Raw genomic sequence first — 17,886 nt, 5'->3', positions numbered from 1 at the left:
AGACCATGGCGAGGCCGGCCTCATCGGCGGCGGCGATCACTTCGTCATCGCGCATGGAGCCGCCCGGCTGGATGATCGCAGTCGCGCCCGCTTCGGCGGCGGCCAGCAGACCGTCAGCAAACGGGAAGAAGGCGTCGGAAGCGACGACCGAACCCTTGGCCAGTGTTTCCGGCAGACCGGCGGTGCGAGCCGCATCCGCAGCCTTCTTGGCGGCGATGGTCGATGAGTCGACGCGGCTCATCTGCCCGGCGCCGACGCCGACCGTGGCGCCGTCCTTGACATAGACGATGGCGTTCGACTTGACGTGCTTGGCAACGCGAAACGCGAAGACCAGATCGTCGAGTTCGGCATCGCTCGGCACCCGCTTGGTCACGACCTTGAGGTCCGACTTTTCGATCCGGCCGGCGTCGCGATCCTGCACTAGAAGGCCGCCCGCGACCGTCTTGACCGTCATGCCCTTGGCCGAGACATCCGGCAGGCCGCCGGTGACGAGTAGGCGGAGGTTCTTCTTGGCGGCGACAATGGCGATCGCCTCGTCGGTGGCGTCCGGGGCGATGATCACCTCGGTGAAGATTTCGACGATCTTCTTCGCCGCTTCGGCGTCGAGCGTGCGGTTCAGCGCGACGATGCCGCCAAAGGCCGAAACCGGGTCACAGCGCAGAGCCTTGTCATAGGCTTCGGCCAGCGTCGCGCCGGTGGCAACGCCGCAGGGATTGGCATGCTTGATGATCGCGACGGCGGCCGTCTCGGCCGGATCAAACTCGGCCACCAGTTCAAACGCCGCGTCGGTATCGTTGATGTTGTTGTAGGAGAGCTGCTTGCCCTGCAGCTGCTTCGCCGTCGAAACGCCGGGGCGCACTTCGCCGGTGGTGTAGAAGGCCGCCTGCTGATGCGGGTTTTCGCCGTAGCGCATGATTTCACGCAGCGAACCGCCAAAGCTGCGCCAGGCAGGCGTCGGCTCTTCGAGCACGCGGGCAAACCAGTTCGATACGGCCGCATCATAAGCCGCCGTGCGGGCAAAAGCCTTGGCGGCGAGGCGCTTGCGGAAGGCGAGCGGGGTGGCGCCGTCATTCGCGTCGAGCGCTTCCAGCACCGAGGCATAATCGGCGGGATCGACGACGATCGAGACAAAGCCGTGGTTCTTGGCGGCGGCGCGCGTCATCGCAGGGCCGCCAATGTCGATGTTCTCGACGGCGGTGGCGTAATCCTCGGTGGAAGCGATGGTCTTCTCGAACGGATAGAGGTTCACCGCGACGAGATCGAAGCCCTCGATGCCGTGCTCCTTCATCTCGGCCGCATGAACCGGATCGTTGCGGATGCCGAGCAAACCGCCATGGATCATCGGGTGCAGCGTCTTGACCCGGCCGCCGAGGATTTCGGGGAAGCCGATGACGTCGGCGACATTGGTAGCCGGCAGGCCGCCGTCGATCAGCGCCTTGCAGGTCGAACCCGTGGCGACGAGGGCGACGCCACGTTCATGCAGGGCGCGGGCAAAGTCGATCAGGCCGGTGGAATCCGACACCGAAAAGAGCGCGCGCTTCATCGGAACGAGTTCGGGAAGGGCGACCTTTGACGGCGGTACGGCCATGGAGTCCTCGCGGGGTTCGAAGGTGAGGCCCGCGCGATAGCACGATTTTCCGCCGGATGCAGCCCGTTTACGCGCCGAGCGGCAGATCGTCGTCGTGATCGTCGTGATTGCGGACGTGGCCGCCCGGCTCGACGACGCGATGCAGAACCCACGGAATCGAGGCCTGATGCAGCGCCCGGCCGTAGATCACCATCTGATCGGTGCGTCGGCTGCCGCGAATATCGGAAAGGCGGATGCTTTCCTCGAGCAGCACTTCCAGATCCGGCGTCTCGAACTCCCAGGCCGAGCCATCCGGCAGAGCCAGGAAAACGGCATTGCCGTTCTTGATGCGCGTCGCCTCGACGGCGGGATGGAGATGGAAGCGCAGCGCGAAGGCGTCTCGACCGCTGCGCGCAATGGGGGTGCCGCTGGCCGTGGTGAAGGAATCGATGCCGTCGATGCGGTCGCCATAGGTCGAAAGCACCAGCTTGCGCTCATGCCTGATGCCGAAGCGCACGACATAGCCGTCATGAGCGGCCGTCAGCACCGTCTCGCCGCGATTGTCCTGACGCGAAACCTCGACGCGGGTCGGGCCCGAGAGGATCGCCTCGCCCAGCTTGTCGGCGAGGTAGGTGCCATGCAGGAAGCGGCAGGAGGACGAATCGTTGAGCGATACGGTCGAATGCGCCGCCGTGGTGCGCGCCATCCGGCGCAGCGCCGGAGCGCCCGGTCCCGGCACGCCGCAATTGATGATCATCGGCTGGCGGCCGGAGCTCATCTCGAAAGAGAGACAGCCTGCATGCGCTTCGAGCGACAGGCCGGGGCGCGGCGGCGGGCCGGTATCGACCAGCAGCACCGTGTCGCCGGCATCGAGGCGCTGATAGCCGGCATAGGGGGCATTCTTGCCCGGAGCGCCGCGCGCGTCGTCATAGGCAAGCACCGTGGCCAGCAGGCCGAGCTGCGTTTCGCCCATGCCGTTGAACTTGGCGAAAGAGCCGTCGCCAAGCCGGAAGAAGCGCAGCATCGGCATCATGCGGTCGATCGCGCCGAGCAGTATCGGCGTAGGCTGCTGGCCACGCGCGGTAAACGCCTGGCGCAACGGCAGCAGGTCGACGAGGATTTCAAGCACGGTGCCCGGGTTGCGGCCGACATGACCGCCATCCGGCAAGATCTGCTTCGCCAGTTCCTGATCGAGCCAGCGCGAGGCCTGTCGAACCAAGCGCGGCTGGTCGGAGAGCGACAGCCCGGCGGCGGAAAGCGCCATCATCACGCGCAGGCGCGGCAGGCCGGGTCGCACATCGCGCGCCACGCGGCGCAGATGACGGACCTGCTTGGTCAAGGAGCGCATGAAGCGGCGGTAGAAGCCATGGTCGCAGCCTTCCAGCACCAGCGGCGTCTGCGCCAGCCAGGACAGGATGCGCCGCGCCATGACATCGGGGTCACGCGCGACGGGATCATGGCTGTTCTGGAACCGGATCCACTCGTCGAGCAGAGCGCGCGCATTGGATCGCGAGACAGCGAGATCCGAGGCGCGCAGATGGCGCAGCCAGCCAAAGCTGTGCAGCCGCTCGGCCCAGGCGCGCGACGGCGCCTCGATCTCGAAGACGGAGAAGCCGGCGACATCGACGACTTCTCCGGCAAAGACGAAGCGGCCGGCATAGATATCGTTGGCGATGGTGGGGTCGGCGGTCCTGAGATCGGTCGGCGCGATCAGCAGCCGGTCAGGCACCTGGCCCAGATATTTCCAGCGATAGAGCGAGCTCGCGTGAAACGCATAGCGCGCTCGGCGCCATGCGGACGCGAGTGCGAAGCGGACGAGCCGACCCCGACCGGATCCTGCTCCGAACGCCATACTCTCTCGCTCCCTCATTGGCTGCTGAATGCGTAATGCCGCACCGTCGACGACTCGAAACGAATCAGCCGACGGGCGATTCGAGCAATCTAATTGCGGATTCGGTCAAATTGAAACCGTTTCCCGGCGCCTAGAGGCGCCGGAAGCGGGCGGCGAAGAAGCCGTCCAGGCCGGTAAGCCGAGGTTCGTCATTCGGCAGGTCGGACGGCAGGGTGCGCAGGAAGCCCTCGCGGCAGATCGCTTCGAGGCCACCGACCTCTTCCGGCCGGATCGGCTCCAAAACCAGCGGTAGGCTGGCCAGGGCAAGCGCAACCTGATCCTCGCCCTCGGCCCGCTCCAGCGAGCAGGTGCAATAGACCAGCGTTCCGCCCGAGACGAGCATCGAGGTCGCCCGCGCGATCAGCGACGATTGCAGGTTCGCCAGCGACTTGATGTCGGACGGGCGCTTCAGCACGGCGACGTCGGGGTGGCGGCGCATCGTGCCGGTCGCCGAACAGGGCGCATCGAGCAGGATGGCGTCAAACAGCCGACCCGGATCCCAGGTTTCGACATCCGCCGCGATGGTGCCGATCTGCAGCTTGAGGCGCGAGAGATTTTCGCGCACGCGCTGAAGGCGCGGCTCGGAGATGTCGACGGCCATCACCTTGGCGCCGGCAGCGGCGAGCTGCGCCGTCTTGCCGCCAGGGGCAGCACAGAGATCGGCGACGTCCTTGCCTTCGACATTGCCGAGCAGCTTGGCCGGCAGCGCCGCGGCCGCGTCCTGCACCCACCACTGGCCCTCGGCGAAGCCCGGCAGTGCGTCAATCGGTCCGTGCGCAATCAGGCGCACGCTGCCGGTCGGCAGCACGATGCCGCCGAGCTTCTCGGCCCAACCCTCGGGATCGGACTTGACCGACAGGTCGAGCGACGGCTCCAGCAGATGAGCGGCCGCGATCTTTGCCGTGGTCTCGGCGCCGTAATCCTTGACCCAGCGCTCATAGAGCCAGTCGGGGATGTTGAGTCGAACTTCGTCCTGCGAGGCGAGGATGGCGTCGCGCTGCTCGGTCAGGCGGCGGAGCACGGCGTTGACGAGGCCCTTGAAATGGCGCGCGTCGCGGTCGGCTTCGGCGGTTTCGACGGCAATCGAGACAGCAGCGTGGTCGGGCACATCCATGAACAGGATCTGCGCCGCGGCAACATGCAGGATCGCCGGCAGCGGGCCGGACTTGCGCGGCAGCGCCTTGTCGAGGAAGCGGCTGAGCGCATCGTCGATCTGGCCGCGACGGCGCAGTGCGATGCCGAGAATGGCGCGGGCAAGGCCGCGTTCGCGCGGATCGAGGGTTTCGAACGGGCCGTCGGTGGCATCGATGGCGCTGTCGAGCGGACGATGGTCGACGAGGACCGCCATCAGCGCGGTGGTCGCGGCGAGGCGGGCGGCGACGCCCGGCGCAAGGCGCGGCGCACGCGGCGCGTTACGGTTCGGACGGGTGCCGGCTGGCGTTGTCTTCTTGCTCAACCCCACGGCCCCCGGCCGGAGGATCCGTTGCCCGGATTGTTATTGCCCCAGGGGCTACCCGAGGCGCCGCGCGGCGCGGCCCTCGGACGGCTGAAGCCGCCCGGCAGGTCGACGCGGGCGTCGGAACGCGCGCCCCCGCCGGAGCCGCTGGAGCCACCAAGCTCCGCCTCCATTGCCATCAGGGCCGCAATCCGGTTTTCGGTGTCCGGATGTGTCGAGAAAAGATTGTCCATGCGCTGCCCGGATAGGGGATTGATAATGAAGAGATGAGCCGACGCCGGATTGGCCTCCGCAGTCTCGTTGGGGATCTGATGCGCCCCGCGGGCGATCTTGGCAAGCGCCGACGCCAACGCGCGCGGCGAACCGCAGATCTCGGCACCCATCCGGTCGGCTGCATATTCGCGCGTCCGGCTCACCGCCATCTGCACCAGCATGGCCGCCATCGGCGCGACGACCATCATGACGATCGTGCCGAGGATACCGATTCCGCCGCCACCTTCGCGATTGCGATTGCCGCCAAACAGGAAGGCGAAATTGGCCAGCATCGAGATCGCGCCGGCCAGGGTCGCGGTGATCGTCATCGTCAGGGTGTCGTGGTTTTTCACATGCGCCAGCTCATGCGCCATCACGCCGGCGATCTCGTCGCGGGAGAGCACCTGCAACAGGCCTGTCGACGCGGCAACGGCAGCGTTCTGCGGATTGCGGCCGGTGGCAAAGGCATTGGGCTGGGCGGAATCGATCACATAGACTTTCGGCATGGGCAGGTTCGCGCGCTGCGCCAGCTGCCGAACGATGCCGTAGTACTCCGGCGCGCTGCGTTCGTCGACCTCATGGGCGCCGTACATCGACAGCACCATCTTGTCGGAATTCCAGTAGCTGAACACGTTCATGCCGGCGGCGATCACGAAAGCGATCAGCATGCCGCTCGATCCGCCGATCAGAAAGCCGATGCCCATGAAGAGGGCGGTAAGGCCTGCGATCAGCATCGCCGTGCGCATGATGTTCATCATTGGCTCCAAGCATTGTGCCGAAGACAGTCGCAGGTCGATGCGTTGCATCGACCGCAAGGTTCGACCTTGTCAGTTTCGACCTATATGATGGGTGGGTGCAGGCCTGCCTGCAAGCCGAGGCGCATGCCGAAGGCGCGGAAAGCCGTCCTTTTGCGCCCTTTCAGCGTCCAATACGCGAGAACACGATGCCCGACGAAACCGCAGCCGCCCCATCCGCCCGACCGCTGAGCGATGCCGCGCGCCGCGCGCTGGACGAAGCGAAGGCCCGCCGCGCCGAGATCGACGCCGCTTCCCGGCGTCCGCGCGAGATCCTCGGCCGATCCGGGCCCGAGCCGATCCGCTACGGAGACTGGGAGAACAAGGGCATCGCCAGCGACTTTTGAGCGCGCCGGATCGGGGTGGGTCTTTGGAACACCCTTCTTCACCTCTCCCTGAGGGAGAGGTCGACGGCCGCAGGCCGGCGGGTGAGGGTTTACGACCTCACCGGATGGTTCCCTAAACCCTCTCCCGGCTCTGCGAGCCGACCTCTCCCTCAGTGAGAGGTTAAGAGTGGGATTCGACCCAGATGGATCTGGCCTAGCCGCCCAAGGCCCGGATCAGGAAGATTTGGCGTTGTAGCCGCGATACCAGTCGACGAAGCGGTCGATGCCCTCGTCGATCGATGTCTTCGGCTCGAAGCCAAAGGTCTCTGCCGCCAGGTCGATATTGGCGAAGGTCGTCTCCACATCGGCCTTGCGCATCGGCGCGAAGTTGATCTCGGCCTTGCGACCCGTCGCCCGCTCGATCGTCGCGATGAAATCCATCAGCGCCACAGGCTTGTTGTTGCCGAGGTTGAAGAGGCGGCTTTCCGCCCTTTCCGGCATCCGGTCCACCGCGCCGAGCACGCCGGCGACGATGTCGTCGATGAAGGTGAAATCGCGCTGCATGGCGCCGTTGTTGAAGACCGTGATCGGCCGGCCTTCGAGGATGGCGCTGGTAAACAGCCAGGGCGCCATGTCCGGCCGGCCCCAGGGGCCATAGACCGTGAAGAAGCGCAGGCCCGTCGACGCGACGCCCTGCACATTGGCATAGGAATGGGCGATCAACTCGCCTGCCCGCTTGGTCGCGGCATAGAGCGAGGCGGGCCGGTCGACACGGTCGGTCTCGCGGAACGGCACATCCTCGTTCAGCCCGTAAACCGACGAGGACGAGGCGTAGACGACGTGGCGCAGGCGCGGCAACCGAAGCGCTGCCTCGAACATCACCACCTGTCCGGAAACATTGGCATCGGCATAGGCGAGCGGGTTTTCGATCGAATAGGCGACGCCGGCCTGGGCGGCCAGATGCACCACCGTCTCGATGTCGGCATGGGTGGTGACAAGGCGTTCCATCGCCGCCATGTCGCTGACGCTGGCCTCGACGAATTCGAAATGTCGATGCGCCGTCAGTCGATCAAGCCGGGCGTGCTTCAGCGCCGGGTCATAATAGGGGTTCAGGTTGTCGACCCCGATCACGGCATCGCCGCGCTCCAAGGCCGCCTTCGCAACCTGGGAGCCGATGAATCCCGCCGCACCGGTGATGAGCATTTTCATGGATACCGACTTAGCTGATTTTCGACCGCCAACAAAGGCTCCGGCCCGCTTTTCGCGCGCTTTCGTTTCCTTCCGCGCGGCGATCCGCTATGACACGAAGAGCGCCGCCCCGGCGCGCAAGGAATGCTGGACGTCGGATGATTTCGCAGAAGGCCAAATACGCATTCAAGGCGCTGATCCACCTCGCCAAGCAACCCTATGGCGAGACGACGCAGATCGACGACATCGCTCGCCAAGCCGGCGTGCCGCGCAAGTTTCTCGAGCACATCCTGCTCGATCTGAAGCATCGCGGCATCATCGCCAGCCGGCGCGGGCGCGCGGGCGGCTATGTCATGATCAAGCAGCCCGGCGAGGTGACGATCGGCCAGGTCCTGCGCGCCATCGACGGACCGATCGCGCCGCTATCCTGCATTTCCCGCACCGCCTACCAGCCCTGTGCCGATTGCCCGGATGAGGCGGCCTGCGCCGTGCGGCGGATGTTTGCCGGCCCGTATGAAACGCAGCTCCAGGCCTTCGAGGCGACGACGCTGGCGGACGCGCTGGGCGAAAAGGCCGATCCGGGGGATCTGGACATATCTCGCGACATCGTTTCTGCTGAGGGGCATATCTAGGAAGGATTTTCTAGTTACCCCCGCGCAGAAGGCGTTCCTTGGTTTGAAATTGTCGAGCGCCTATGTCGAGATAGTGGGGTCATCGACCAAGGAGCCCATGATGGTCCGCCCGATATCCGCGATAGCAAGCCGTATACGCCCCGCGCTCGCCGCCTTGGCCGTGGGTGTCGCCATGGTCGTGACGCCGGCGCTGGCCGACGTCTCGCTGCTGAATGTCAGCTACGATCCGACGCGCGAACTCTACAAGGCCTACAACGCCGCCTTCGCCGCACATTGGAAGGCCGAGGGAGGCGAGACCGTCACCGTCCAGCAGTCGCATGGCGGCTCCGGCAAGCAAGCCCGCTCGGTGATCGACGGCCTGGACGCGGATGTCGTGACGCTGGCGCTGCAAGCCGATATTGACGCCATCGCCAAGGAAAGCGGCAAGATCAACCCGGACTGGCGCGGTCGCCTGGCGCATAATTCCTCGCCCTACACCTCGACGATCGTCTTCCTCGTCCGCAAGGGCAATCCGAAGGCGATCAACGATTGGGGCGACCTGATCAAGGACGGCGTCGAGGTCATCACGCCGAACCCGAAGACCTCCGGCGGCGCGCGCTGGAATTATCTGGCCGCCTGGGCCTATGCCAACAAGGCGTTCGGCAACGATCCGGCCAAGACCAAGGAATTCGTGTCCGAGCTGTTCAAGCATGTTCCGGTCCTCGATACCGGCGCCCGCGGCTCGACCACGACCTTTGCCCAGCGCGGCATTGGCGACGTGCTGCTCGCCTGGGAAAACGAGGCCTTCCTGGCGCTCGAAGAACTCGGCCCCGACAAGTTCGACATCATCGTGCCGCCGCTCTCGATCCTGGCCGAACCGCCGGTAGCGCTTGTCGATGCCAATGTCGACGCCAAGGGCACCCGCAAGGTCGCCCAGGCCTATCTCGATTATCTCTATTCGGCCGAGGGCCAGACGATCGCGGCGAAGAACTACTACCGCCCGTCCGAGCCGACGCTGGTCGACGCCGCGCTGCTGACGCGCTTCCCGAAGATCGACCTCGTGACCATCGACGACCCGCAGTTCGGCGGGTGGGCCAAGGCCCAGCCGGAACACTTCGGCGACGGCGGCATTTTCGACCAGATCTACAAGCCGAACTGAACGGAAAAAGATGGCCGCCACGACCATCGCCACGGTCAGGAAGTCGAGCGTCATCCCGGGCTTCGGGTTGGCGCTCGGCGTCACTTTGACCTATCTCAGCCTCATCGTCCTGATCCCGCTCGCCCTGCTCTTCTGGCGCTCGGCCAGCGGCGGGCCGGAAGAATTCATCCGCATCTCGACCGATCCGCGCACGATCGCCGCGCTGCGCCTTTCCTTCACGACGTCCTTCATCGCGGCGCTGGTCAATCTCGTCTTCGGCATGATCCTCGCCTGGATCCTGGTGCGCTACGAGTTTCCCGGCCGTCGCCTGATCGACGCGGTGATCGACCTGCCCTTCGCGCTTCCGACCGCCGTCGCCGGCATCGCGCTGACGACGCTCTACGCGCCGAATGGCTGGATCGGCGCCTGGCTGCAGCCCTTCGGCATCCGCATCGCCTATTCGCAGACCGGCATCATCATCGCGCTGATCTTCATCGGCCTGCCCTTCGTGGTGCGCAGCGTGCAGCCGGTGCTGGAAGACCTCAACCGCGAGGTCGAGGAAGTCGCGGCGACGCTCGGCGCCAATCGCCGCCAGACGGTGCGCCGCGTCGTCATGCCGGCGCTGATGCCGGCGCTGCTCACCGGCTTCGCGCTCGCCTTCGCGCGCGCCGTCGGCGAATACGGCTCGGTGATCTTCATCGCCGGCAACAGCCCCTACAAAACCGAGATCGCGCCGCTGCTGATTGTCATCAAGCTGGAGGAATTTTCCTATTCCGGCGCGACGACGATCGCCGTGCTGATGCTGATCGCGTCATTTTTGGTCCTGCTCGCGATCCATCTGATCCAGAGCTGGAGCCGGCGGAGATATGGCGATGTCTGACGGTGCCTTCACCACCGCCCGCCTGCATGGCGCTTCCGGAATTCACTTCCGGCCGGTGACCATGGAGCGCAAGCGCGTCCGGCTCGCGCTGATCCTGATCTCGCTGGCGTTCCTCGCCCTGTTTCTGGTCATGCCGGTGCTCGCCGTCTTCGTCGAGGCGTTTCGCGGCGGCTGGCCCGCCTTCGCGGAGGCGATTTTTGAGCCGGACGCCGCCGCCGCCATCCGGCTGACGCTGCTGGTCGCCGCGATCTCGGTGCCGTGCAACCTCGTTTTCGGCGTGGCGGCCTCCTGGGCGATCGCCAAGTTCGACTTCAGGGGCAAGGCGCTGCTGAACACGCTGATCGACCTGCCCTTCTCCGTGTCGCCGGTGATCGCGGGCCTGATCTATGTGCTGATGTTCGGCTCGCAGAGCCTGCTCGGCCCCTGGCTGAAGAGCGAGGGCATCCAGGTCATCTTCGCCGTGCCGGGCATCGTGCTGGCGACGATCTTCGTCACCTTTCCCTTCGTGGCGCGCGAACTGATCCCGCTGATGGAAGAACAGGGTCGCGGCGACGAGGAGGCGGCGCTGTCGCTCGGCGCCTCCGGCTTCCAGGTTTTTTTTCGCGTCACGCTGCCGAATGTAAAATGGGCGCTGCTCTACGGCGTCCTGCTCTGCAACGCACGCGCGATGGGTGAATTCGGCGCGGTTTCCGTGGTTTCCGGCCATATTCGCGGCCTGACAAACACCATGCCGCTGCATGTCGAAATTCTCTACAACGAGTATCAATTCGCGGCCGCCTTCGCCGTCGCGTCGCTGCTCGCGGTGCTTGCCCTCTTTACACTGGTCGTCAAGTCGGTCTTGGAATGGCGTTATGCCGACGAGATCGCCGCGACGCGCCGCCACTAAGGTAACTGAAATGAACGCGATCACTCCGATCGAGGCGGGCGTGTCTGTCGCCCTCGGCGCCCCCATCGACGTGACCATCGAGAACGTGCAGAAGGCCTTTGGCGATACGCCGGCGCTGCACGGCGTTTCGCTCGACGTCAAGGCAGGCGAACTGGTGGCGCTGCTGGGCCCGTCCGGCTCCGGCAAGACGACGCTGCTGCGCATCCTCGCCGGCCTCGATGCCCCGACCGCCGGCCGCGTGCTGTTCGGCGGCGACGACGCGCTGGGCCTTTCGGTGCAGCAGCGCAATGTCGGCTTCGTGTTCCAGCATTACGCGCTGTTCCGCCACATGACGGTGTTCCAGAACATCGCCTTCGGCCTGACGGTCCGCCCGCGCGGCGAACGGCCGCCCAAGGCCGAGATCCGCAAGCGCGTGCTGCATCTGCTCGACCTCGTCCAGCTCACCGGCCTCGACAAGCGCTATCCCTCGCAGCTCTCGGGCGGCCAGCGCCAGCGCGTCGCGCTCGCCCGCGCGCTGGCGATCGAGCCGCGCGTGCTGCTGCTCGACGAACCCTTCGGCGCCCTCGATGCGCAGGTCCGCAAGGATCTTCGCCGCTGGCTGCGCGAGATCCACGACCGCACCGGCCACACCACCTTCTTCGTCACGCACGACCAGGAAGAAGCGCTCGAGCTTGCCGACCGCGTCGTCGTGATGTCGAAGGGCCGGATCGAGCAGGTCGGCACGCCGGATGAAATCTATGACGCGCCGGCAAGCCCGTTCGTGTTCGAGTTCATCGGCGAATCCTCGTTCCTCCCGGTCACCGTCGTCGACGGCGCCGTGCAGCTTGATGGCCAGTCGCTCGATCTCGCAGCGCTCGGCTCGCCGCATGGCGAGGCGACGCTGGGCTTCCGCCCGCATGACGTCTCGATCGTCGAAGATGGCGGCCCCGCCATCACCGGCACAATCGTCACCGAGCGCCGGCATGGTGGCGCCCGCCGGCTCGAGCTTGAAGTGGGGACGGAGAAGCACCGCGTCGAGATCGACATGCCCGTCGACCACAGCCGTGCCCCAGGTGGACAGGTCACCTTCCGGCCGCATCGCTGGCGGCTTTTTCCGCGCTAGTTCTTCTGGCTAGGCCCGTCACCCGATTCCCGGCTGTTATCGCCGGTTGCAACGCTGTCGCGTCTTCCGTCGGATCCGCCTTCCGCCTAGTCTTGCCGTTAGGGCAGGACCGCCACGGTGGAGGAGACCGGGATGAAGCGATCGCGGGTCAATGAAATCATGCTGCAGGGGGACGAGTTCATCCGCTCCTTCGGCTATGTGCTGCCGCCCTTCGCCTATTGGGCGCCGGAAGAGCTTCGCGCCCGCAAGGTGCAGGCCAAGGGCATCGTCAACGCCCGGCTCGGCTGGGACATCACCGATTTCGGCGCCGGCGATTTCGATACGCTCGGCCTGTTCCTGTTCACGGTCCGCAACGGCAATCCGGCCGATCTCGCCATCGGACGCGGCCTGCTCTACGCCGAAAAGATCATGATCGCGCGCCAGGATCAGGTGACGCCGATGCATCGCCACGTCATCAAGGGCGAGGACATCATCAATCGCGGCGGCGGCACGCTGACGCTCGAACTCTTCGCTTCCGACGAAAACGGCCAGTTGGACCGCAAGGCGGACGTGACGATGATGACCGACGGTGTCCAGCGCCATCTGCCCGCCGGCGGCAAGCTGAAGCTGGAACCAGGCGAAAGCATCACGCTGAGACCCGGCCTCTGGCATTCCTTCTGGGGCGAAGGCGCCGACGTTCTGATCGGCGAGGTCTCGACCGTCAATGACGATCGAACCGACAACATCTTTGCCGATCCGGTCGGCCGCTTCGCCGAGATCGAGGAAGACGCCGCGCCTCTGCACCTGCTGGTGGCGGATTACGACCGCTGGCTGAGCGACTAGGGACATAGACCCGAGAGGTCAGACCGGTTAGGCGCCGAAAGCCGACGCCGCTTGTAGCGCTTGCGAATCGCATAAGCATGCGCTTATGTATCAGCATGATTGAGACCGCCATCTTCAAGGCCCTGGCCGATCCGACCCGTTGCGCCATCTTCGAAAAGCTGGCGGCTGGCGGCATGAATGCCAGTGCCCTGCGGCAAGGCATGGCGATCAGCCAGCCGGCCATGTCCCAGCACCTTTCGGTTCTGCGTAATGCGAAACTGGTGCGGGAACAGCGGCAGGGCCGCTTCGTGAACTACGAGGTCGATCCCGAGGGCCTGGCGCTCATCGCCGGATGGCTTGCAAGATATCGCGCCTACTGGCCCGAGCGCATCGACGCCTTGAAGCTATTGCTGAAGGACATGGACCCATGAGCGACATCGAGGCCAAGGCGCAGATGAAGACTCTGGTGCTCGAATACGAACTCGATGCGCCACCGGAAAAAGTCTGGCGGGCGATCAGCATCCCCGAGTTTCGCGAAAAATGGCTACCGGAGGGTAGCCTGGCCGATGCGGAGCCGGTCTCTTCGACCCCGGGCGAGGAAGTTCGCTATGGAATGCGGGACGCCGAACCGCCCTTCCTCGAAAGCGTGGTGACGTTTCAACTCCGTCCCAATGAAATGGGCGGCACCCGGTTGAGAATTGTCCACGGGTTGTCAGACGCTCGGCTGGAGCGTCGCCCGCAACGGGCCGCGAACAGCAATCGGTCCAGTCGCATGCTCGCGGCCTGACGCACCGGACTATCCAAGCCAATTTCGGAAGAAAAGGAATTCGCCCATGCGCGAAGCGATGCAACTCGTCCCTATGGTGGTCGAACAATCCAGCCGCGGCGAACGGTCCTTCGATATCTATTCCCGCCTTCTGCGCGAGCGGATCATCTTTCTGAATGGCGAGGTGAACGACACCGTGTCCGCCCTCGTCTGCGCGCAGCTGCTGTTCCTTGAGGCCGAGAACCCCAAGCGACCCATTCAGCTCTATATCAATTCCCCCGGTGGCGTGGTTACCAGCGGCCTCGCGATGTACGACACCATGCGTTACATCAAGGCGCCCGTGCACACCCTCTGCATGGGAACGGCCCGGTCGATGGGATCATTCCTGCTGATGGCCGGCCAGCCCGGCGAGCGCGCCGCATTGGCCAATGCGAGCCTGCATATCCACCAGCCATTGGGCGGCTTCCAGGGGCAGGCGTCGGACATGCTGATCCATGCCGAGGAAATCAAGCGAACGAAGCATCGCCTGACGCGGCTCTACGCCGAGCATTGCGGCCGAAGCTATGAAGCGTTCGAGCACGCGATGGATCGCGACCGCTTCCTGACCGCCGAGGAGGCGCTGGAGTGGGGGCTGATCGACCGTATTCTTGTAGAACGGGAAGACTCGGTGGAGAGAGTGCCATCCGCATGACGACGCTCTCGCAGGGGCCATAGCGAAGGTCACGCACGACATCGATGCCGCGCCGTCTCACCGCCTTCGGGTAAAACGAGAATGCGGCGACTGCGGAGGGCCGCAGCCGCCGCGAGAACCTCAGACGTCGAGGATCGGCTGGAAGCCGCCGAAGATCATGCGCTGGCCGTCGAACGGCATGGTGAACTCCATGCGCGGGTCGGCCATGACCTTCTCCCAGCCCTTTACGCGGGCTTCCTTGGAGGGCCATTCGATCCACGAATAGACCACCTTCTCGTCGTCGGTCGCCTTCACTGCGCGGCGGAAATCCGTGACCTTGCCGTCCGGCACGTCATCGTCCCAGCTTTCCACCACTCGCGTCGCGCCGTGTTCCCGGAGGATCGGCGCCGTTTTCGCCGCCATGGCGCGATAGGCTTCCTTGTTGGCGCTCGGCACCGCGATCAGCGTGCCATCGATGTAGCCCGTGGGCTCGTCGCCGCCCTTGTCGATCAGGATCGTCTCGAAGCCGCCATAGATCATCCGCTGGCCGTCGAAGGGCATCGACGTGCCCATCTCCTTCATCCGGGGATCGCTCATCATCTTCTGGTTTGCGGCGTCCCGCGTCGCGCGGTCCGGATATTCGCACCAGGAAAAGACGACGACCTCATCCGGCTTCGCCTGCACGGCGCCCTTGAAATCCGTGACCTTGCCATCCGGCACGTCATCGCCCCAGTTTTCCACCAGGCGCGTCACGCCAAACTCGTGAAACAGCGTCGCGGCCTTGGCGGCCATTTCGCGATAGGCCTCCTTGTTGGCGGCCGGCACTGCCACCACGAATCCCTCGATATAGGCCATGCTATCTCTCCTCCTGCGTTGCCGGGCGGGTTCCTTCCGTGTCCGGACTGAGGTGCTTCTCCCGCGCAAACCACGCACGCGACACCGGTGGACAACGGCCGCCCCCGTCATTCGTTCACTTGACAATTTAGGTTGATATCAACATAAAGAAGACATGTCAAATATCGACGTTGTGCCGTTCTCTACGACCCTGCATGTCCGCGATCATTGCCTGTGCCTGGCGGCGCAGCGGGCAGCCCGGGCGCTGGCGCGGCGTTTTGACGAAGCGCTGCGACCGGCGGGCCTGACGAGCGGCCAGTTTTCGCTGCTGATGTCGCTCAATCGCCCGCACCCACCCTCCATGGGCTCGGTGGCGGCGTTGCTGGCCATGGATCGAACGACGCTGACGGCCAACCTAAAGCCGCTGGAGCGGCAGGGCTTCCTGGTGACATCCGTCGATCCGGCCGACCGGCGCAGCCGCCTGCTGACGCTGACCGATGCGGGCCGCGCCGTGCTGGCCGCCGCCGTGCCGATCTGGCAGCGGACGCATGAGGAGGTCGAGGCGCCGCTCGGCGACGGCGAGGCCGATCGATTGCGGAGGGGCCTGCTGGCGCTGGCGTGAGGGGGAGACGCTGACGACCGCCGGCGCTATTGCCGGGCGATCTCTTCCACGCCGGCCTTGCCGCGCTTTCGGGCCAATTTCTGGCGCTTGAAAGCGACATCGACCGAGCCGACATTCATGCCGAGCATGGAAATGACGCCCTTGTTGACGATGGAATCGCGACCGGAGCGCCGGATCGTATCCTCGAAGTGCAGCTGCAGCTTGCTGCCGTTCTTGCCGCGCGTAATCAGATCGTAGGACATGCGGATGGCGTCGTCATCGACCCGCACCTTCGCAAGGCCGACGACATCCTCGCGGGTGCCGACATAGGTCTTGGGCCCGGTCTTGCGAAAACGCCAGGTGCGGCGGTCGAGCGCGCCATTGTCGAAGCGGAAGACCTGCTCCAGCACGAACTGGCCGCCGGTGCCGCGCCCCTTGGTGGTGACCACGAAACCGCGATCGACGCCTGCCAGCGTGCTCTTGAAGCGACCGACACCGGTGGCCTGGCCGCGAAAAGCCTCTTCCAGCGTCTGCCCTGCCTCGGTGGCGCTGGCCGAGCCAAGCCCGGCCGACCCGGCAACCAGCAATGCCAGCAGGACAACGAGAGGATATGCGATCTTCATGGGAAGGCCCCCGGCACGCGCCCTAGTTCCGCGCCAAGGACAGTGTAGCCCGACTTTTCCGGTTTCGTCAGCCCGGTGTACCAACCTGGGCGGCAGCGGCGCTTTCGGTCAGCACGGCATAGAGCGCAGACTGGTCGCCGGAAGCACGAAGCTTGTTGGCGAGCCCCGGTTCGCGCAGGAGGCGCGCGATGCGGGCGAGCGCCTTCAAATGGTCTGCGCCGGCATTTTCGGGCGCCAGCAGCAGGAAGATCAGATCCACCGGCTGGTCATCGAGCGATTCGAAATCGATCGGCTTGGGCAGCCGGGCAAACACGCCATGGATGCGGGTCAGGGCCGAGAGCTTGCCATGCGGGATCGCGACGCCGTTGCCGACGCCGGTCGAGCCCAGGCGCTCGCGCTGAAGCAGGGTGTCGAAAATCTGCCGTTCATCGAGGCCGGTCAGCTTCGCGGCCTTTTCGGCCAGTTCCTGAAGAGCCTGCTTTTTGCCATTGGCTTTCAGGGCCGGGACGATGGCGTCCTGGCTTATGATATCGCTGAGATCCATGGCTTGGTTCAAAAATGCCTCGGTTCTAACCATCGTTCCAAGACCCGCCGTTTCGGCGCACTCCCCGAGCGCGCCGAAAGATCCATTCCGAGTGTACGCGGAATCAACCGTTGACGGAATCCCTATTGCCGGCCTGCGCCGGGTCGATCCATCCAATATTACCGTCGCGACGGCGATAGACGATGTTCACGCCGCCATGCCCCGCATGTCGGAACACGACGACCTGCGATTCGGCCAGGTCCATCGCCATGACGGCGCCGGATACGGACATCGTCCGCAGCGACTTCGTTTCCTCGGCGATCACCATCGGCTTGTAATCGGCTTCCAGCTCTTCGTCTTCGTCGGGCGTCGCCGCCAGAACCGTATAATTCGCATCCATATCCTGCGCACCATTGCGAGGATAGTGGTCCTTCAACTTACGCTTGTAGCGGCGCAGCTGCTTTTCAATCCGTTCTGCCGCCTGGTCAAAGGTCGGGTAGATCTCGTGCCCACGGCCCTCGGCATGCAGGTCTGCCCCGCTGTCGAGATGCAAGGCGCAATCGACGCGATAGCCGGTACCATCACGTTCCAAGACGACGCGGCCCGAAAAGCCGCCTGCAAAATACTTGCCGATCGCGTCGCCGACGCGGCCCTCCACATGAGTGCGGTAAGCGTCGCCGATTTCGATATTCTTGCCGGAGATGCGCAGAGACATGGATTTCTCGTACCCCTTGGTCGTCGTTGCGGACCGAGGCTCGCTTCGCGCCTTGGCGTGAAGCAGCCCCGTCGGGCACGTCGCTTTCCGGCGTCACCAAGGCCTGCCTACGTCGAGCCGAACTCCTCTCGGCTCAGAGGCATCGGACCGCCATTGGCGCCGCGCCCTTCTAGTGACCGCATGCCGGGAAGTCAACAAATAGGCCCCGGCAGCAGCCACCATGTCATCAAGCTGGCCCTCCTTAGAGCCTAAGGCAAGGGCT

General features: G+C 65.0%; 20 protein-coding genes. 11 read left to right on the top strand and 9 right to left on the bottom strand.

The annotated features are described in order from the left end of the window. The 4 genes from purH to htpX form a co-directional block, all read right to left on the bottom strand. A partial coding sequence (purH, locus tag OSH12_RS21320) for a bifunctional phosphoribosylaminoimidazolecarboxamide formyltransferase/IMP cyclohydrolase (RefSeq protein WP_266345636.1) occupies positions 1-1,588 on the bottom strand: 1,588 nt, incomplete at its 3' end. Between the two features lie 67 nt (positions 1,589-1,655). Then, positions 1,656-3,419: a heparinase II/III family protein gene (locus OSH12_RS21315; RefSeq protein ID WP_266345635.1), complete on the bottom strand. Its 1,764-nt coding sequence runs from the start codon at positions 3,417-3,419 to the stop codon at positions 1,656-1,658. A gap of 130 nt (positions 3,420-3,549) precedes the next feature. Then, the gene (locus OSH12_RS21310; RefSeq protein WP_266345634.1) at positions 3,550-4,914 is read right to left on the bottom strand and encodes an RsmB/NOP family class I SAM-dependent RNA methyltransferase; all 1,365 of its coding nucleotides are present in this window, start codon (positions 4,912-4,914) and stop codon (positions 3,550-3,552) included. Beyond that, positions 4,911-5,921, bottom strand: a complete 1,011-nt coding sequence (htpX, locus tag OSH12_RS21305) for a zinc metalloprotease HtpX (protein ID WP_266345645.1) — start codon at positions 5,919-5,921, stop codon at positions 4,911-4,913. Before htpX ends, OSH12_RS21310 begins: the two co-directional genes overlap by 4 nt. 188 nt (positions 5,922-6,109) lie before the next feature. On the opposite strand from htpX, the gene OSH12_RS21300 reads away from it, so the two are divergent. After that, entirely contained in the window at positions 6,110-6,307 is a 198-nt protein-coding gene (locus tag OSH12_RS21300; RefSeq protein WP_266345633.1) for a DUF1674 domain-containing protein, read from the top strand. A 213-nt stretch (positions 6,308-6,520) separates the two neighbouring features. Here the strand turns inward: OSH12_RS21300 and OSH12_RS21295 are convergent, their stop codons facing one another. After that, positions 6,521-7,495: an NAD-dependent epimerase/dehydratase family protein gene (locus tag OSH12_RS21295; RefSeq protein ID WP_266345632.1), complete on the bottom strand. Its 975-nt coding sequence runs from the start codon at positions 7,493-7,495 to the stop codon at positions 6,521-6,523. A gap of 137 nt (positions 7,496-7,632) precedes the next feature. Between OSH12_RS21295 and OSH12_RS21290 the strand changes: the two genes are divergently transcribed. From OSH12_RS21290 to OSH12_RS21250, 9 genes are all read left to right on the top strand, one after another. Then, positions 7,633-8,106, top strand: a complete 474-nt coding sequence (locus OSH12_RS21290; protein ID WP_266345631.1) for an RrF2 family transcriptional regulator — start codon at positions 7,633-7,635, stop codon at positions 8,104-8,106. Between the two features lie 100 nt (positions 8,107-8,206). After that, positions 8,207-9,244 (top strand): sulfate ABC transporter substrate-binding protein, encoded by a 1,038-nt coding sequence (locus tag OSH12_RS21285; RefSeq protein ID WP_266345644.1) that lies wholly within the window; start codon positions 8,207-8,209, stop codon positions 9,242-9,244. A gap of 10 nt (positions 9,245-9,254) precedes the next feature. Further along, positions 9,255-10,103 carry a sulfate ABC transporter permease subunit CysT gene (gene cysT / locus OSH12_RS21280; protein WP_266345630.1) on the top strand — a complete coding sequence of 283 codons (849 nt, stop codon included), beginning with the start codon at positions 9,255-9,257 and terminating at the stop codon, positions 10,101-10,103. Between the two features lie 61 nt (positions 10,104-10,164). Continuing rightward, a complete protein-coding gene (gene cysW / locus OSH12_RS21275; protein WP_266345643.1) occupies positions 10,165-10,989 on the top strand; it encodes a sulfate ABC transporter permease subunit CysW in 825 nt (274 codons plus the stop codon). A 64-nt stretch (positions 10,990-11,053) separates the two neighbouring features. Further along, a complete protein-coding gene (locus tag OSH12_RS21270) occupies positions 11,054-12,091 on the top strand; it encodes a sulfate/molybdate ABC transporter ATP-binding protein (RefSeq protein WP_266345642.1) in 1,038 nt (345 codons plus the stop codon). Positions 12,092-12,223: 132 nt separating this feature from the next. After that, positions 12,224-12,913, top strand: coding sequence for a D-lyxose/D-mannose family sugar isomerase (locus OSH12_RS21265; RefSeq protein ID WP_266345629.1), 690 nt, complete (start codon positions 12,224-12,226; stop codon positions 12,911-12,913). 95 nt (positions 12,914-13,008) lie between these two features. Continuing rightward, positions 13,009-13,323, top strand: a complete 315-nt coding sequence (locus OSH12_RS21260) for an ArsR/SmtB family transcription factor (protein WP_266345628.1) — start codon at positions 13,009-13,011, stop codon at positions 13,321-13,323. Continuing rightward, a complete protein-coding gene (locus OSH12_RS21255; RefSeq protein WP_266345627.1) occupies positions 13,320-13,679 on the top strand; it encodes an SRPBCC family protein in 360 nt (119 codons plus the stop codon). Before OSH12_RS21260 ends, OSH12_RS21255 begins: the two co-directional genes overlap by 4 nt. A 46-nt stretch (positions 13,680-13,725) precedes the next feature. Continuing rightward, positions 13,726-14,349: an ATP-dependent Clp protease proteolytic subunit gene (locus OSH12_RS21250; RefSeq protein WP_266345626.1), complete on the top strand. Its 624-nt coding sequence runs from the start codon at positions 13,726-13,728 to the stop codon at positions 14,347-14,349. A gap of 120 nt (positions 14,350-14,469) precedes the next feature. On the opposite strand, the gene OSH12_RS21245 is transcribed toward OSH12_RS21250, so the two are convergent. Continuing rightward, positions 14,470-15,183, bottom strand: a complete 714-nt coding sequence (locus OSH12_RS21245) for a DUF1428 domain-containing protein (protein WP_266345625.1) — start codon at positions 15,181-15,183, stop codon at positions 14,470-14,472. 154 nt (positions 15,184-15,337) lie between these two features. Here OSH12_RS21245 and OSH12_RS21240 point away from each other — a divergent pair, with 154 nt between their 5' ends. Then, complete coding sequence (locus tag OSH12_RS21240; protein WP_266345624.1) at positions 15,338-15,784, top strand: MarR family winged helix-turn-helix transcriptional regulator; 447 nt, start codon at positions 15,338-15,340, stop codon at positions 15,782-15,784. 26 nt (positions 15,785-15,810) lie between these two features. Here the strand turns inward: OSH12_RS21240 and OSH12_RS21235 are convergent, their stop codons facing one another. The 3 genes from OSH12_RS21235 to hpf all read right to left on the bottom strand — a co-directional run bounded on the left by OSH12_RS21235 (position 15,811) and on the right by hpf (position 17,624). Beyond that, positions 15,811-16,386, bottom strand: coding sequence for a DUF3833 family protein (locus OSH12_RS21235; RefSeq protein WP_266345623.1), 576 nt, complete (start codon positions 16,384-16,386; stop codon positions 15,811-15,813). 67 nt (positions 16,387-16,453) lie between these two features. After that, positions 16,454-16,930, bottom strand: coding sequence for a PTS IIA-like nitrogen regulatory protein PtsN (ptsN, locus tag OSH12_RS21230; protein ID WP_266345622.1), 477 nt, complete (start codon positions 16,928-16,930; stop codon positions 16,454-16,456). 103 nt (positions 16,931-17,033) lie between these two features. Continuing rightward, positions 17,034-17,624 carry a ribosome hibernation-promoting factor, HPF/YfiA family gene (gene hpf / locus OSH12_RS21225; protein ID WP_266345621.1) on the bottom strand — a complete coding sequence of 197 codons (591 nt, stop codon included), beginning with the start codon at positions 17,622-17,624 and terminating at the stop codon, positions 17,034-17,036. Positions 17,625-17,886 lie beyond the last annotated feature (262 nt).

The organism is Kaistia terrae, from assembly GCF_026344005.1.
Taxonomy (GTDB): Bacteria; Pseudomonadota; Alphaproteobacteria; order Rhizobiales; family Kaistiaceae; genus Kaistia; species Kaistia terrae.
The sequence above is the reverse complement of the archived record's forward strand: the minus strand, read 5'-3'. Positions and strand labels throughout refer to the sequence as shown.